The organism is Pseudomonas sp. 7SR1 (assembly GCF_900156465.1).
In the GTDB taxonomy this organism is placed as follows: domain Bacteria; phylum Pseudomonadota; class Gammaproteobacteria; order Pseudomonadales; family Pseudomonadaceae; genus Aquipseudomonas.
In genome coordinates this window covers 252,270-268,131 of sequence record NZ_LT707064.1, presented here as the reverse complement: position 1 = coordinate 268,131, position 15,862 = coordinate 252,270, and the positions used below count along the sequence as shown (strand labels likewise).

Genomic DNA, 15,862 nt, shown 5'->3' with positions numbered 1-15,862 from the left:
CCGCGCTCCCAATCTTTACATAGGCTTCCTCCCGAAATGATGGACATCAACGAGATTCGCGAATACCTGCCTCACCGTTACCCGTTCCTGCTGGTGGATCGGGTAGTGGAGCTGGATGTCGAAGGCAAGCGCATTCGCGCCTACAAGAATGTCAGCATCAACGAGCCGTTCTTCAATGGCCATTTCCCCGCGCATCCAATCATGCCGGGTGTGCTGATCATCGAGGCAATGGCCCAGGCTGCCGGGATCCTCGGTTTCAAGATCATGGACGTGAAACCCGCCGACGGCACGCTCTACTATTTCGTAGGCTCCGACAAACTGCGTTTCCGCCAGCCGGTGACCCCAGGCGACCAGTTGATCCTCGAAGCCAAGTTCATCAGTTGCAAGCGCCAGATCTGGAAGTTCGAATGCCAGGCTTCGGTCGATGGCAAGCCGGTCTGCTCCGCTGAAATCATTTGTGCGGAACGCAAACTATGAGTTTGATCGACCCTCGCGCAATCATCGATCCGACGGCCGTTCTGGCCGCCGATGTCGAGGTCGGCCCGTGGTCGATTGTCGGCGCAGGTGTGGAAATCGGCGAGGGCACGGTGATCGGGCCCCACGTAGTTCTCAAGGGGCCGACCCGGATCGGCCGGCACAATCGCATCTACCAGTTTTCCTCGGTAGGCGAAGACACCCCCGATCTCAAGTACAAAGGCGAGGAGACCCGCCTGGTCATCGGCGATCACAACGTGATCCGCGAAGGCGTGACGATCCACCGCGGCACTGTACAGGATCGTTCCGAAACTACCCTGGGTGACCACAACCTGATCATGGCCTATGCCCACATCGGCCACGACAGCGTTATTGGCAACCACTGCATCCTGGTCAACAACACCGCGCTGGCCGGCCATGTACACGTGGACGACTGGGCGATCCTGTCCGGCTTCACCCTGGTACACCAGTACTGCCACATCGGTGCCCACAGCTTTTCCGGCATGGGCACCGCCATTGGCAAGGACGTCCCGGCCTATGTCACGGTGTTCGGCAATCCGGCCGAAGCCCGCAGCATGAACTTCGAAGGCATGCGCCGTCGTGGCTTCAGCGAAGAGGCGATCGCGGCGTTGCGTCGTGCCTACAAGGTCGTCTATCGCCAGGGGCTGACCGTCGAGCAGGCGTTGGCCGAGTTGGCCGAAGCGGCGACCCAGTTCCCGGAAGTCGCGATATTCCGCGACTCCATCCAGTCCTCGACCCGCGGCATCACCCGCTGACCATGGCTACCTTGCGTGTTGCGCTGGTGGCGGGGGAGGCTTCCGGCGATATCCTGGGCGCGGGCCTGATGCGTGCGCTCAAGGCGCAGCATCCGGCGGTCGAGTTCATCGGTGTTGGCGGACCGTTGATGCAGGCCGAGGGGCTGGCCTCCTATTTTCCGATGGAGCGTCTGTCGGTGATGGGGCTGGTAGAAGTGCTCGGCCGCCTGCGGGAATTGCTGGCCCGGCGCAAGCGGCTCATCCAGACCCTGATCGGTGAAAAGCCGGATGTATTCATCGGCATCGATGCGCCGGATTTCACCCTCAACATCGAACTCAAGTTGCGTCAGGCCGGGATCAAGACGGTGCATTACGTCAGCCCGTCGGTCTGGGCCTGGCGGCAGAAGCGGGTGCTGAAGATTCGCGAAGGCTGCGACCTGATGCTGACGTTGCTGCCCTTCGAAGCCCGATTCTACGAAGAGAAAGGCGTGCCGGTACGGTTTGTCGGTCACACCCTGGCCGACACCATTCCCCTGGAGGCTGATCGCGACCAGGCCCGCCGGGCGCTGGGCCTTCCCGACGGTCCGCTGGTGGCCTTGATGCCCGGCAGCCGGGGCGGCGAAGTCAGTCGTCTGGCAAGCGTGTTCTTCGACGCTGCCCAACGCATGCAGGCGATACGCCCCGACGTGCGTTTCGTCCTGCCCTGTGCCAGCCCGCAACGGCGGGTCCAGCTCGAGGCCTTGCTGGCCGGACGCGATCTGCCGGTCACGTTGCTCGATGGCTGCTCCCACCAGGCGCTGGCAGCCTGCGATGCCGTGTTGATTGCCTCCGGGACTGCTACCCTTGAAGCGTTGTTGTACAAACGCCCCATGGTGGTCGCCTATCGCCTGGCGCCGCTGACGTTCTGGATTCTCAAGCGTATGGTCAAGAGCCCTTACATCTCCCTGCCCAACCTGTTGGCCCAGCGTCTGCTGGTGCCGGAGTTGCTGCAGGACGAGGCGACGCCCGAGGCGCTGGCCAGTACACTGCTACCCTTGATCGACGGCGGCGAGGAGCAGACTCGTGGCTTCGATGAAATTCACCGTACCCTGCGTCGCGACGCCTCCAACCAGGCGGCGGATGCAGTACTGACCCTGGTCGGCGCAAAACCATGAGCCATTCGAAGATACAACTGGGCCTGGACTTCAACCTGGTGGCCGAGGTGGAAGAACTGGTGGCCGGTGTCGACGAGGTTGGGCGCGGCCCGCTGTGCGGCGCGGTGGTGACGGCAGCGGTGATTCTCGACCCGAACCGGCCAATCCTGGGTCTTGACGACTCCAAGAAGCTCACCGAGGCCCGTCGCGAAAAACTCTACGATGAAATCTGCGAGAAGGCCCTGAGCTGGTGCATCGCTCGGGCCGAGGTGGAGGAGATCGACGAGTTGAACATCCTGCACGCCACCATGCTCGCCATGCAGCGTGCGGTGGAAGGGCTGCACATCACGCCGAAACTGGCGATGATCGATGGCAACCGCTGCCCGAAACTGTCGATGCGCGCCGAAGCCGTCATCCAGGGCGACGGCAAGGTTCCAGCGATCGCGGCGGCGTCGATCCTGGCGAAAGTCAGCCGTGATCGGGAAATGGCCGCCTTCGAACTGATCTACCCGGGGTACGGCATCGGCAGCCACAAGGGCTATCCGACCCCCGTTCATCTGGAGGCCCTGGCACGCCTGGGGCCGACGCCTATCCATCGGCGTTCCTTCGCCCCGGTGCGGTTGGCCTATGAGGCCCGTGAAGGGGTGATCGCGAACAGTCAGTGCCCTGTTTCCTGATGCAAACGCTGCTTCTGTGGCGAGGGGATTGGTTTCCGCTGGACCGCGAAGCAGTCCCAAAGTCTGTCAAACGTAACGGGATTTCAGGTTCAAGGACCGCTTCGCGCCCAACCGGGACAAAACCCTCGCCACAAATGCCGTGTTCGCGGCTGGACACTCATGGCTGATGTTTTACCCAAGGCCCGGTACAATCCGGGCCTTGTTGTTCTCATGACTTAACGCAGGATCACTATGCCGGCTTCATTCGTTCATCTACGCCTGCACACTGAATACTCCCTGGTCGATGGTCTGGTGCGGATCAAGCCGCTGATCAAGACCCTCGCGGGCATGAACATGCCTGCCGTGGCGGTCACCGACCAGAACAACATGTGTTCGCTGGTCAAGTTCTACAAGGCGGCCATGGGCGGCGGAATCAAGCCGATCTGTGGTGCCGACCTGTGGCTGGCGAGCAAGGATCCGGACGCGCCGTTGAGCCGTATCAGCCTGCTGGTGATGAATGCCGTGGGCTATCGCAACCTCACCGAGTTGATTTCCCGGGGCTTCATCGATGGCCAGCGCAACGGCTCGATCATCATCGAGCGCGAATGGGTGGCCGAGGCGAGCGAAGGCCTGATCATGCTGTCGGCGGCGAAGGAGGGCGAAATCGGCCTGGCGCTGCTCAGCGGGAACAACGAGGAAGCCGAAACCCTGGCCCGGGAGTGGATGGACGTATTCCCGGATCGCTTCTACATCGAAGTTCAGCGTACCAACCGGCCCAACGATGAAGAGCACCTGCATGCCGCCGTTGCATTGGCCGACCGGATCGGCGCGCCGCTGGTGGCCACCAACGACGTGCGTTTCATCAAGCAGGAGGATTTCGAGGCCCACGAAACCCGCGTCTGCATCGGCGAAGGCCGCGCCCTCGACGACCCGCGCCGGCCCAAGAACTACAGCGACCAGCAGTATCTCAAGAGCGCCGAGGAAATGGCCGAGTTGTTCAGCGACCTGCCCGAGGCGCTGGAAAACACCGTCGAGATCGCCAAGCGCTGCAACATCGAAGTGAAGCTGGGCAAGCACTTCCTGCCCAACTTCCCGATTCCCGATGGCATGACCATCGACGAGTATTTCCGCAAGGTTTCCTTCGACGGCCTGGAGGAACGCCTCAGCGTCCTGCTGCCCAAGGACACGACCGAAGATTACGAAGCCAAGCGCCAGGTCTATGTCGACCGGTTGAATTTCGAACTGGACATCATCATCCAGATGGGCTTCCCCGGTTACTTCCTGATCGTGATGGACTTTATCCAGTGGGCCAAGAATAACGGCGTGCCGGTAGGCCCGGGCCGTGGATCGGGTGCGGGGTCGCTGGTGGCCTACGTGCAGAAGATCACCGACCTCGACCCCCTGGAATACGACCTGCTGTTCGAACGTTTCCTCAACCCGGAACGGGTATCCATGCCCGACTTCGACGTCGACTTCTGCATGGATGGCCGCGACCGGGTGATCGACTACGTGGCGGAGAAATACGGCCGCAACGCCGTAAGCCAGATCATCACCTTCGGTTCCATGGCGGCCAAGGCGGTGGTGCGGGACGTGGCGCGGGTGCAGGGCAAGTCCTATGGCCTGGCCGATCGCCTGTCGAAGATGATTCCGTTCGAAGTCGGCATGACCCTGGAAAAGGCCTATGAGCAGGAAGAAATCCTGCGGGACTTCATCAAGGTCGATGAAGAGGCAGCGGAAATCTGGGAAATGGCCCGCAAGCTCGAAGGCGTGGTGCGCAACGTCGGTAAGCACGCCGGTGGCGTGGTGATCGCGCCGACCAAGCTGACCGACTTTTCGCCGATCTACTGCGACGAAGAGGGCGATGGCCTGGTGACCCAGTTCGACAAGGACGACGTCGAGGCAGCGGGCCTGGTGAAGTTCGACTTCCTGGGGCTGCGGACCCTGACGATCATCGACTGGGCATTGAAAACCATCAACCGCGACCGGGCCAGGGCAGGCGAAGAGCCCCTGGATATCGCCTTCATTCCGCTGGATGACAAGCCGACCTACAACCTGCTGCAGAAAGCCGAAACCACGGCGGTGTTCCAGCTCGAATCCCGTGGCATGAAGGAACTGATCAAGAAGCTCAAGCCCGACTGCCTGGAAGACCTCATCGCTCTGGTGGCCCTGTTCCGTCCGGGCCCGCTGCAATCGGGCATGGTGGATGACTTCATCAACCGTAAGCACGGTCGTGCCGAGCTGGCGTATCCGCACCCCGATTACCAGTACGACGGTCTCAGGCCGGTATTGGCTCCGACCTACGGCATCATCCTGTATCAGGAACAGGTGATGCAGATTGCCCAGGTGATGGCGGGCTATACCCTCGGCGGCGCGGACATGCTGCGCCGGGCGATGGGTAAGAAGAAGCCCGAGGAAATGGCCAAGCAGCGCGGTGGCTTCATCGAGGGCTGCGCCAACAACGGCATCGATGCGGACCTGGCCGGCAACATCTTCGACCTGGTGGAAAAGTTCGCCGGCTACGGCTTCAATAAATCCCACTCTGCCGCCTATGGCCTGGTTTCCTACCAGACTGCCTGGCTCAAAGCGCATTATCCGGCACCGTTCATGGCAGCCGTCCTGTCGGCGGATATGCACAACACCGACAAGGTCGTGACCTTGATCGAAGAAGTGCGGACCATGAAGTTGCGCCTCGACGCGCCGGACGTGAACGCTTCGGAGTTCAAGTTCACGGTGAACGACGAAGGCCGCATCATCTACGGCCTGGGTGCGATCAAGGGCGTGGGCGAGGGGCCGGTGGAAGCCATCACCGAAGCGCGCCAGGACGGGCCGTTCAAGGACCTGTTCGATTTCTGCGCCCGGGTCGATCTCAAGCGCATCAACAAGCGCACCCTCGACGGCTTGATCCGCAGCGGCGCGCTGGATCGCCTGGGGCCTTATTTCCATGATGAGCCCAAGGCCTATCAAGCCAACATCGACCGCAACCGCGCGGTATTGCTGGCGGCCATGGAGGAAGCGATCAAGGCGGCCGAGCAGACGGCCCGTACCCACGACAGTGGCCATGCCGACCTGTTCGGCGGTCTGTTCGTCGAGGAAGATGCCGACGTCTACAGCAATCATCGCAAGGCCAAGGAGCTGACCCTCAAGGAGCGCCTCAAGGGCGAGAAGGACACCTTGGGGCTGTACCTCACCGGCCACCCGATCGATGAGTACGAAGGCGAGATCCGCCGCTTCGCCCGCCAGCGCATCATCGACCTGAAGCCGGCCCGCGATACGCAGACGGTCGCCGGTATGATCATTGCCCTGCGGGTCATGAAGAACAAGAAGGGCGACAAGATGGGGTTCATCACCCTGGACGACCGCTCCGGGCGCATCGAGGCTTCGCTGTTTGCCGATGCGTTCCACTCCGCGCAGTCGCTGTTGCAGACCGACGCCATGGTGGTGGTGGAAGGCGAGGTGAGCAATGACGACTTCTCCGGTGGCCTGCGGTTGAGGGTCAAGCGGGTGATGAGCATGGAGGATGCCCGTACCAACCTGGCCGAGAGCTTGCGCCTGAAGTTGCAGACCCAGGACCTCAAGGGCGATCAGCTACGCTGGCTGGGAGAGTTGTTCACTCGCCATCGCGGTGCCTGCCCGATCACCATGGAGTACGTGCGCCCCGACGCCAAGGCCGTGCTGCAGTTCGGCGAAGGCTGGCGGATCGATCCGGCGGATGCGTTGATTCAAGCCTTGCGTGACCAGTTCGGCAAAGACAACGTCTTCCTCCAATACCGTTGACGGCCAGGGGCCACTCTTGGACCCAGAGCACCCCTGACCTCAACCCGAATTTTTAATCTCGACCTGAACGCGCCTCTCCCTTAAGGTAGGGCGCGAATAGACAACCGGCCGGCCCAAGCTCTCTTGGACGTCGACCCAAGACGGACGCCTATGAACCCGAATTTTCTAGATTTCGAACAGCCGATCGCCGACCTGCAAGCCAAGATCGAAGAGTTGCGCTTGGTCGGTAATGACAATTCGCTGAATATCGGCGATGAAATCTCTCGTCTGCAGGACAAAAGCCGCACGCTCACCGAAGACATCTTCGGCAAGTTGACCAGTTGGCAGATCGCGCGCCTGGCACGTCATCCCCGTCGTCCATACACCCTGGACTACATTGAACACATCTTCACCGAATTCGATGAGCTGCACGGCGACCGTCACTTTGCCGACGACGCCGCGATTGTCGGTGGTGTGGCCCGTCTGGAAGACAAGCCAGTCATGGTGATCGGTCATCAGAAGGGCCGCGAAGTTCGCGAGAAAGTACGCCGCAACTTCGGCATGCCGCGTCCTGAAGGTTATCGCAAGGCTTGCCGCCTGATGGAAATGGCCGAACGCTTCAAGATGCCGATCCTGACCTTCATCGACACGCCGGGCGCCTATCCGGGGATCGATGCCGAAGAGCGCAACCAGAGCGAAGCGATTGCCTGGAACCTGCGGGTAATGGCACGGCTGAAAACCCCGATCATCGCCACCGTGATCGGTGAGGGTGGTTCCGGTGGTGCATTGGCTATCGGTGTCTGCGACCAGTTGAACATGCTGCAATATTCCACTTACGCGGTGATCTCGCCGGAAGGTTGCGCCTCGATCCTCTGGAAAACCGCCGAGAAAGCGCCGGATGCCGCCGAAGCCATGGGCATCACCGCCGAGCGCCTCAAAGGCCTTGGAATCGTGGACAAGGTCATCAACGAACCCGTGGGCGGCGCCCACCGCGATCCGGCCGCAGCCGCGGCATTGATTCGTGCCGAGCTGAGCTCGCAGTTGGCGATGCTGAAGAAGTTCGACAACGACGCGTTGCTGGCCCGTCGCTATGAGCGGTTGATGAGCTACGGCCTCTGATCCGAGCGCTGTACCCTGTGTGGGAGCGGGCTTGCTCGCGATAACGGTTTAACATTCAACAGATACGTTGACTGAAACACCGTTATCGCGAGCAAGCCCGCTCCCACATTCGATTTGTGTGAAGGTCAGTTTCTATGAACCCGTCCAGGATTGATCTGCCAACCCGGCTCCTCACACAGTTATCCCCCTGGCGCAACGCCACCACTTGGCGCATCGCCTTCTCCGGCGGTCTCGACTCCACCGTCCTGTTGCACCTGCTCGCGTCTCTCTCAAAAAGCCATTCCCTGCCAACGCTCTGCGCGATCCATGTCCATCATGGCCTGCAGGCTGTGGCTGACACCTGGCCGGACCACTGTCGTTCGGTCTGCGAGGCCCTTGAGGTCCCGTTGCAGGTGGTTCATGTCCAGGTCAAGCCCGGCGCCAGCATCGAGCGTGCCGCCCGGGACGCGCGTTATGAAGCCTTCGCCGCGGCGACCCACGGCAATGAAGCGCTGCTCGTTGCCCAGCACCGCGACGATCAGGCCGAAACCCTGTTGTTTCGTTTGCTGCGAGGGGCAGGAGCCAGGGGCCTGTCGGCCATGCCGAGGCAGCGTCCGCTGGGCCAGGGGCATCTGCTGCGGCCGCTGCTGGAGGTGTCTCGGGCCGAGCTGCAGGCCTATGCGACGCAACAGGGCCTGAGCTGGATCGAAGACCCCTCCAACGACGATCAGCGGTACGCACGCAATTACCTGCGCCAACGGGTCTTTCCGCGGCTGGTCGAGCAATGGCCCCAGGCTTCGATGACCCTGGCTCGCAGCGCCGCGCATCTGGGTGAGGCCCAGGGGTTGCTCGATGACCTGGCACGGATCGACCTGGCCCGGGCCATGACGCCTGGAGCGTTCGACTGGCTTGGGCTGCCTTCGCTGGAACTCGCGCCTCTTCAGGCATTGTCGCCGGCCCGGCAACGCAACGCCTTGAGCCATTGGCTGGCGACGCAGACGACGTTGCCCGACAGTGACCACTGGGCCGGCTGGGAGTCACTGCGCGACGCAGCGGACGACGCGCGGCCTGTCTGGCGACTGGCCGCAGGTGAGCTGCATCGGGCCGGCGGACGAGCCTGGTGGTTATCCGACCACTGGTTGCGTCCCGTCTCGGGCACCGTCGAGTGGCCAGAGGCGGCTGATTTCGTGCGGTTGCCAGGAAATGGCCGGGTGTTCCTTGTCGGCAGCCCTCCTGCCGGCCCGCTTTGCCTGCGCTATCGTCAAGGTGGCGAGGTCATGGAGCTGCCCGGGCGTGGCCATCGGGATCTCAAGCGCTTGCTCAACGAGAGGGGCGTGCCGGCCTTCGTTCGCGGCCGATTGCCGCTGCTGTACCGGGGCGGGCAACTGCTGGCGGTGGCCAACCTGCCAGGGCTGGATGGCGACCGCGATGGCACCTGGCGATTGGGCTGGCAACCATCGGGACAAGATCTGGGTTTGAGCTGAAAGGGGCTTTCCGGTAGACTACGCTCCCTTCTTGATACAACTTCTGTGGATTCGCCTGAATTGCAGGAGTTGCCGATTACCAAGCAGTCTTTGCTGGGCGATTCCAAAAAATGTGTAGCGAGCAACGTACCGGTGATTTCACCTCCGGTCTGTCCCAACGCGGCGGTTTTTTTGAAAGGTGCACTGTGATTAATGCAGGTGATCGGGGGCTTCGGCCTTCCTTCGCTTTCCCCGGCGGCTCGGACCGCTTTAACGCAGACTTCTAGGGTTTTTCATGACGCGCTACATATTCGTCACGGGCGGTGTTGTTTCTTCATTGGGGAAAGGCATTGCCTCGGCTTCATTGGCGGCCATCCTGGAGGCGCGGGGACTTAAGGTCACCATGCTCAAGCTGGACCCGTACATCAACGTCGACCCGGGCACCATGAGCCCGTTCCAGCACGGCGAAGTGTTCGTCACCCACGACGGCGCCGAGACCGACCTGGACCTGGGCCACTACGAGCGGTTCATCCGCACGACCATGACCCAGAACAACAACTTCACCACCGGCCGCGTCTACGAGCACGTGCTGCGCAAGGAACGTCGTGGTGACTACCTGGGTGCGACCATCCAGGTCATTCCGCACATCACCGACGAAATCAAGCGCCGCATCATCAAGGGTGCCGGCGATGCCGACGTGGCGATGGTGGAGATCGGCGGTACCGTGGGCGACATCGAGTCCCAGCCGTTCCTCGAGGCTATCCGCCAGTTGCGTTTCGAAATCGGCGCCAAGCGTGCGATGCTCATGCACCTGACCCTGGTGCCGTACATCGCCACCGCCGGCGAAACCAAGACCAAGCCGACCCAGCATTCGGTCAAGGAACTGCGGTCCATCGGCCTGCAGCCGGACGTGCTGATCTGCCGCTCCGACCACCCGATCGACATCTCTTCGCGCCGCAAGATCGCCCAGTTCACCAACGTTGAAGAGCGCGCGGTCATCGGCCTGGAAGACGCCGACACCATCTACAAGATCCCCGGCATCCTGCACTCCCAGGGCCTGGACGATTTCGTCGTCGAGCGTTTCGGCCTGCAATGCGCTGGCGCCGACCTGTCCGAATGGGACGCCGTGGTCGATGCCAAGCTCAACCCGGAGCACGAAGTCACCATCGCCATGGTCGGCAAGTACATGGAATTGCTGGATGCATACAAATCGCTGATCGAGGCGATGAGTCACGCCGGCATCAGCAACCGCACCAAGGTCAACCTGCGCTACATCGATTCCGAAGACATCGAGAACCAGGGCACCGGCCTGCTGGAAGGCGCCGATGCGATCCTGGTACCGGGCGGTTTCGGCCTGCGGGGCGTGGAAGGCAAGATCACCGCCGTCCAATACGCACGTGAAAACAAGGTGCCATACCTGGGCATCTGCCTGGGCATGCAAGTGGCCGTCATCGAGTTCGCCCGTAACGTGATGGGCTGGAAGGACGCCAACTCCACCGAATTCGATCGTGCCAGCGGCCACCCGGTCGTGGGCCTGATCACCGAGTGGGAAGATGCCACCGGCGCCGTCGAAGTCCGTACCGAAGCCTCCGACCTGGGTGGCACCATGCGCCTCGGCGCCCAGGAATGCCTGCTCGAGCCAGGCTCCCTGGTGCACCAGTGCTATGCCAAGGACGTGATCGTCGAGCGTCACCGTCATCGCTACGAAGTGAACAACAACCTGCTGCCGCAGCTGATCGAGGCGGGCCTGAAGATTTCCGGTCGCTCCGGTGACGGCGCGCTGGTGGAAGTGGTGGAATCCCCGGATCATCCATGGTTCGTGGCCTGCCAGTTCCATCCCGAGTTCACCTCGACGCCACGGGACGGCCACCCGCTGTTCAGCGGTTTCGTGAAGGCCGCTTTGGCTCAACACCGGAAAAAGGCATAAGACGATGGCCCAGAAGATCATCCGCGTCGGCGACATCGAGATTGCCAACGACAAGCCCATGGTGCTGTTCGGCGGCATGAACGTGCTGGAAAGCCGCGACATGGCGATGCAGGTGTGCGAGGAATACGTGAAGGTGACCCAGAAGTTGGGCATCCCCTACGTCTTCAAGGCCAGCTTCGACAAGGCCAACCGCTCGTCGGTGACTTCCTACCGTGGCCCGGGCCTGGAAGAGGGCATGCGGATCTTCCAGGACATCAAGCAAGCCTTCGGCGTGCCGATCATCACCGACGTCCACGAGCCTTATCAGGCTGCGGTCGTCGCCGAGGTCTGCGACATCATCCAGCTGCCGGCCTTCCTGTCGCGCCAGACCGACCTGGTGGTCGCGATGGCCAAGACCGGCGCGGTGATCAACATCAAGAAAGCCCAGTTCCTCGCGCCCCAGGAAATGAAACACATCCTGAGCAAGTGCGAAGAGGCCGGGAATGACCAGTTGATCCTGTGCGAGCGCGGCTCCAGCTTCGGCTACAACAACCTGGTGGTGGACATGCTCGGCTTCGGCATCATGAAGCAGTTCGAGTATCCGGTGTTCTTCGACGTCACCCATGCGCTGCAGATGCCTGGCGGTCGTTCCGACTCCGCTGGCGGACGCCGCGCCCAGGTGACCGACCTGGCCAAGGCCGGCATGAGCCAGTCCCTGGCGGGCCTGTTCCTGGAGGCCCACCCGGACCCTGACAATGCCAAGTGCGACGGTCCTTGCGCCTTGCGCTTGAACAAGCTGGAACCATTCCTGTCTCAGCTCAAGGCATTGGATGAGCTGGTCAAGGGTTTTCCGACGATAGAAACCGCGTAACCCGGTTTTCTCCGGTAAAGTACCGCTCGACAAACGCTCTGGCCTGCGGGCCGGGCGTTATCGTCGGCAAGCCTGCCCGCTGCTGTCTTCCCGCCGACGGTAAAAGATTTCCTCTCGCTGCGTCGTTTTCGTCAACTTTGGAGTGTTTACAACAATGGCAAAAATCGTCGACATCAAAGGTCGTGAAGTTCTCGACTCCCGTGGCAACCCCACTGTCGAAGCGGACGTGCTTCTCGATAACGGTATCATCGGCAGCGCCTGCGCGCCGTCCGGTGCTTCCACTGGCTCGCGCGAAGCGCTGGAGCTGCGTGATGGCGACAAGAGCCGTTACCTGGGCAAGGGCGTGCTGAAAGCCGTCGCCAACATCAACGGTCCGATCCGCGACCTGTTGCTGGGCAAGGACCCTGCCGACCAGAAAGCCCTCGATCAGGCCATGATCAAGCTCGACGGTACCGAGAACAAAGCCTCCCTGGGCGCCAACGCGATCCTCGCCGTATCCCTGGCCGCCGCCAAGGCCGCTGCCCAGGACCAGGACCTGCCGCTGTACGCGCACATCGCCAACCTCAACGGTACCCCTGGCGTCTACTCGATGCCGGTGCCGATGATGAACATCATCAACGGCGGCGAGCATGCCGACAACAACGTCGACATCCAGGAGTTCATGGTGCAGCCGGTTGGCGCCAAGTCCTTCTCCGAAGGCCTGCGCATGGGCACCGAGATTTTCCATCACCTCAAGGCAGTGCTGAAGGCACGCGGCCTGAGCACCGCGGTGGGCGACGAAGGCGGTTTCGCACCGAACCTGGCCTCTAACGAAGACGCCCTGAAAGTCATCTCCGAAGCCGTGGCCAACGCCGGCTACAAGCTGGGCACCGACGTGACCCTGGCCCTGGATTGCGCCGCCAGTGAATTCTTCGAAGACGGCAAGTACAACCTGTCCGGCGAAGGCCAGGTGTTCACCGCCGAAGGTTTCGCCGACTACCTCAAGGGCCTGACCGAGCGTTATCCGATCATCTCCATCGAAGATGGCCTGGACGAGTCCGACTGGGCTGGCTGGAAGATCCTCACTGACAAGATCGGTGCCAAGACCCAGCTGGTGGGTGACGATCTGTTCGTGACCAACACCAAGATCCTGAAAGAGGGCATCGACAAGCAGATCGCCAACTCGATCCTGATCAAGTTCAACCAGATCGGCACCCTGACCGAGACCCTGGAAGCCATCCAGATGGCCAAGGCTGCCGGCTACACCGCCGTGATCTCCCACCGCTCCGGTGAAACCGAGGATTCGACCATCGCCGACCTGGCGGTGGGCACCGCGGCGGGCCAGATCAAGACCGGTTCGCTGTGCCGTTCCGACCGCGTTTCCAAGTACAACCAACTGCTGCGTATCGAAGAGCAGTTGAATGGCAAGGCCAAGTACAACGGTCGTGCCGAGTTTCGCGGTTAAGCGGTAAATGGTAAAAAGACAGCGGATTGTGTCGGAAAAGTCGCCATAACGGTGGCTTTCCCTCTAATCTGATGCCTTATCAAGCACAAGCCTGGGTTTTCCAGGCTTCGTGCTATCAGGTGCTTCAAAGTTTGGCATGGCGGTCTTTTTTCACTGGATACCCGATATTCGATGCGCAGTCCCAATTGGTTGTTTCTTGTCTTGCTCCTGTTGCTGGCCGGCCTGCAGTACCGCCTGTGGGTAGGTAATGGCAGCCTGGCGCAAGTGGCCGACCTGACTCAGCAGATTGCCGAGCAGCGTGCCGAGAACGAGGCACTGCTGGAGCGCAACCGGGTGATGGACGCCGAAGTGATGGAGCTGAAAAAAGGCATGGAGACCGTCGAAGAGCGGGCTCGCCATGAGTTGGGCATGGTCAAGGAGGGCGAGACCCTCTACCAGTTGGCCCAATGAGTATTCGTTTGCCGGCCTTCTGGGCCGTGATTCCTGCCGCGGGCGTCGGAGCCCGTATGGCTGCGGACCGTCCCAAGCAGTACCTGCAACTGGGCGGACGCACAATTCTCGAACACAGCCTTGGCTGTTTCCTCGATCATCCGACCGTCAAGGGCGTGGTGGTCAGCGTTGCATGCGACGATCCCTACTGGCCAACCCTGGCCTGCGCCAACGACCCGCGCATCCAGCGCGTGGACGGCGGCGCGCAGCGTTCGGACTCGGTGCTCAATGCCTTGTTGCACCTGCATGCCCAGGGTGCCGACGATCACGATTGGGTGCTGGTGCATGACGCCGCCCGGCCCAACCTGGCCCGGGACGATCTCGATACATTGCTCGGCGAACTGGCGAGCGATCCGGTCGGCGGCCTGCTGGCTGTTCCGGCGCGCGACACCCTCAAGCGGGTCGACCGGCATGGCCGAGTGCTGGAAACCATCGACCGCAGCGTGATCTGGCAAGCCTATACACCGCAGATGTTTCGCCTCGGTGCCTTGCATCGGGCCCTTGCCGACAGCCTGGTCGCGGACGCGGTGATTACCGATGAAGCCTCCGCCATGGAATGGGCGGGACAGGCACCACGGTTGATCGAAGGGCGGGCCGACAATATCAAGGTCACTCGACCCGAAGACCTGGAGTGGTTGCGCCAGCGTTGGGCGAATCGGCATTAAGCGGGATCTGCCCCTCGTTGGATTGACATCATCTGGGCCGACGTCATCGCGAGCAAGCTCGCTCCGACAATGAACCGGTGTGAGCAGTTGTCCATCATTCGACGATAAACCCCTGTGGGAGCGAGCTTACTCGCGATAACCTCAGCCCAGGCAACAAAGACCCGGTCACCCCCGATATTCGGGCCGCTGCGCCAACCCTTCCTTCAAGTAATCCACCAGCTTGCGCACCTTGGGCGACAGATGTCGCTGCTGTGGATATAACGCCCATACTGCCGTATTCGGCGGCTGATGGGCTTCCAACAGCGAGATCAACGCACCATTGTGCAGATGCTCCAGCACGTAGTAATCCGGCAACTGACACAACCCCACCCCTTGCAACGCCGCATCCAGCACCGCTTGCCCGCTGTTGCAGCGCCAGTTTCCCTGCACTCGTTGGGAAAATTCCCGCCCGTTCTGTTCCAGTTGCCAAAGATCGGAGCTACCGATCAGGCAATTGTGGCGGCTCAACTCCGACAGGCTATGGGGCCGGCCATACCGTTCCAGATAGGACGGCGAGGCACACAAGTACATGCGCCGTGGCGCCAGGCGGGTGGCAATCAGACGTGAGTCCTGCAAGCGGCCCAGGCGGATCGCCAGGTCCAGTCCTTCATGGACGAGATCGAGGGGGCGGTTGCTCAGTTCGATGTCCACCCGCAGTTGTGGATAAAGTCCCATGAAACGTGTCACCAGCGGCACGATGAAACGTTCGCCATAGGCCACGGCACAAGTCATTCGCAGCATGCCCTTGGGCTCGCTGGCGAGGTCGCCCACCGCGCGAAGGGCTTCCTCGCGGCCATCCTGCAGGCGTTGGCAGTGCTGCAGGAACGTCTGCCCGGCCTCGGTGAGCGTGACGCGGCGGGTGCTGCGATAAAGCAGTCGGGTCTGAAGACGCTCCTCAAGCCGTACGATTTGGCGGCTGATGTGGGAAGACGACACACCAAGACGCTCCGCTGCGGCGGTGAACTGACTGCATTCGGCCACGGCGACGAACTCGTCGATCCCTTCCCAGCGATTATCGGACATGGAGGATTATCCCTGTATGGCAATAATGTTTTGCTTTTGGCTGGATTATTCCCTGGCTGCAGGCGGATTACACTCCCTGTCTCGTTTTTATTT

The 15,862-nt window shown here is 61.6% G+C and carries 13 protein-coding genes; 12 read left to right on the top strand and 1 reads right to left on the bottom strand.

Annotation, left to right across the window (positions count from 1 at the left end):
- Nucleotides 1-36 precede the first annotated feature (36 nt).
- The 12 genes from fabZ (at nucleotide 37) to ispD (ending at nucleotide 14,707) form a co-directional block, all read left to right on the top strand.
- The gene (fabZ, locus tag BW992_RS01310) at nucleotides 37-477 is read left to right on the top strand and encodes a 3-hydroxyacyl-ACP dehydratase FabZ (protein WP_072387944.1); all 441 of its coding nucleotides are present in this window, start codon (nucleotides 37-39) and stop codon (nucleotides 475-477) included.
- The gene (gene lpxA / locus BW992_RS01305; RefSeq protein WP_072387942.1) at nucleotides 474-1,250 is read left to right on the top strand and encodes an acyl-ACP--UDP-N-acetylglucosamine O-acyltransferase; all 777 of its coding nucleotides are present in this window, start codon (nucleotides 474-476) and stop codon (nucleotides 1,248-1,250) included. The genes fabZ and lpxA overlap by 4 nt, the downstream gene beginning before the upstream one ends.
- A 2-nt stretch (nucleotides 1,251-1,252) precedes the next feature.
- Complete coding sequence (lpxB, locus tag BW992_RS01300) at nucleotides 1,253-2,383, top strand: lipid-A-disaccharide synthase (protein WP_076405356.1); 1,131 nt, start codon at nucleotides 1,253-1,255, stop codon at nucleotides 2,381-2,383.
- Nucleotides 2,384-2,394: 11 nt separating this feature from the next.
- A complete protein-coding gene (gene rnhB, locus BW992_RS01295; RefSeq protein WP_165887910.1) occupies nucleotides 2,395-3,039 on the top strand; it encodes a ribonuclease HII in 645 nt (214 codons plus the stop codon).
- 231 nt (nucleotides 3,040-3,270) lie between these two features.
- Nucleotides 3,271-6,792, top strand: coding sequence for a DNA polymerase III subunit alpha (gene dnaE, locus BW992_RS01290; RefSeq protein WP_072387936.1), 3,522 nt, complete (start codon nucleotides 3,271-3,273; stop codon nucleotides 6,790-6,792).
- Between the two features lie 150 nt (nucleotides 6,793-6,942).
- Complete coding sequence (locus BW992_RS01285; RefSeq protein ID WP_072387933.1) at nucleotides 6,943-7,890, top strand: acetyl-CoA carboxylase carboxyltransferase subunit alpha; 948 nt, start codon at nucleotides 6,943-6,945, stop codon at nucleotides 7,888-7,890.
- Between the two features lie 134 nt (nucleotides 7,891-8,024).
- Entirely contained in the window at nucleotides 8,025-9,353 is a 1,329-nt protein-coding gene (gene tilS, locus BW992_RS01280; protein WP_072430848.1) for a tRNA lysidine(34) synthetase TilS, read from the top strand.
- A 274-nt stretch (nucleotides 9,354-9,627) separates the two neighbouring features.
- Nucleotides 9,628-11,259: a CTP synthase gene (locus BW992_RS01275; RefSeq protein WP_072387929.1), complete on the top strand. Its 1,632-nt coding sequence runs from the start codon at nucleotides 9,628-9,630 to the stop codon at nucleotides 11,257-11,259.
- A gap of 4 nt (nucleotides 11,260-11,263) precedes the next feature.
- Nucleotides 11,264-12,109, top strand: coding sequence for a 3-deoxy-8-phosphooctulonate synthase (gene kdsA / locus BW992_RS01270; protein WP_072387927.1), 846 nt, complete (start codon nucleotides 11,264-11,266; stop codon nucleotides 12,107-12,109).
- A 154-nt stretch (nucleotides 12,110-12,263) separates the two neighbouring features.
- Entirely contained in the window at nucleotides 12,264-13,553 is a 1,290-nt protein-coding gene (gene eno, locus BW992_RS01265; protein WP_072387925.1) for a phosphopyruvate hydratase, read from the top strand.
- Between the two features lie 171 nt (nucleotides 13,554-13,724).
- Nucleotides 13,725-14,003, top strand: coding sequence for a cell division protein FtsB (ftsB, locus tag BW992_RS01260; RefSeq protein ID WP_072387923.1), 279 nt, complete (start codon nucleotides 13,725-13,727; stop codon nucleotides 14,001-14,003).
- Nucleotides 14,000-14,707, top strand: coding sequence for a 2-C-methyl-D-erythritol 4-phosphate cytidylyltransferase (gene ispD, locus BW992_RS01255; RefSeq protein ID WP_072387921.1), 708 nt, complete (start codon nucleotides 14,000-14,002; stop codon nucleotides 14,705-14,707). Before ftsB ends, ispD begins: the two co-directional genes overlap by 4 nt.
- Before the next feature lie 165 nt (nucleotides 14,708-14,872).
- On the opposite strand, the gene BW992_RS01250 is transcribed toward ispD, so the two are convergent.
- A complete protein-coding gene (locus BW992_RS01250) occupies nucleotides 14,873-15,769 on the bottom strand; it encodes a LysR substrate-binding domain-containing protein (protein WP_072387919.1) in 897 nt (298 codons plus the stop codon).
- Between the last annotated feature and the right edge of the window lie 93 nt (nucleotides 15,770-15,862).

Bases quoted from the DNA above. Each gene is read 5' to 3' on its own strand.
- BW992_RS01250 (WP_072387919.1), bottom strand. From the start codon at position 15,769: ATGTCCGATAATCGCTGGGAAGGGATCGACGAGTTCGTCGCCGTGGCC.
- BW992_RS01285 (WP_072387933.1), top strand. From the start codon at position 6,943: ATGAACCCGAATTTTCTAGATTTCGAACAGCCGATCGCCGACCTGCAA.
- fabZ (WP_072387944.1), top strand. From the start codon at position 37: ATGATGGACATCAACGAGATTCGCGAATACCTGCCTCACCGTTACCCG.
- eno (WP_072387925.1), top strand. From the start codon at position 12,264: ATGGCAAAAATCGTCGACATCAAAGGTCGTGAAGTTCTCGACTCCCGT.
- lpxB (WP_076405356.1), top strand. From the start codon at position 1,253: ATGGCTACCTTGCGTGTTGCGCTGGTGGCGGGGGAGGCTTCCGGCGAT.
- kdsA (WP_072387927.1), top strand. From the start codon at position 11,264: ATGGCCCAGAAGATCATCCGCGTCGGCGACATCGAGATTGCCAACGAC.
- ispD (WP_072387921.1), top strand. From the start codon at position 14,000: ATGAGTATTCGTTTGCCGGCCTTCTGGGCCGTGATTCCTGCCGCGGGC.
- dnaE (WP_072387936.1), top strand. From the start codon at position 3,271: ATGCCGGCTTCATTCGTTCATCTACGCCTGCACACTGAATACTCCCTG.
- tilS (WP_072430848.1), top strand. From the start codon at position 8,025: ATGAACCCGTCCAGGATTGATCTGCCAACCCGGCTCCTCACACAGTTA.
- ftsB (WP_072387923.1), top strand. From the start codon at position 13,725: ATGCGCAGTCCCAATTGGTTGTTTCTTGTCTTGCTCCTGTTGCTGGCC.
- lpxA (WP_072387942.1), top strand. From the start codon at position 474: ATGAGTTTGATCGACCCTCGCGCAATCATCGATCCGACGGCCGTTCTG.
- BW992_RS01275 (WP_072387929.1), top strand. From the start codon at position 9,628: ATGACGCGCTACATATTCGTCACGGGCGGTGTTGTTTCTTCATTGGGG.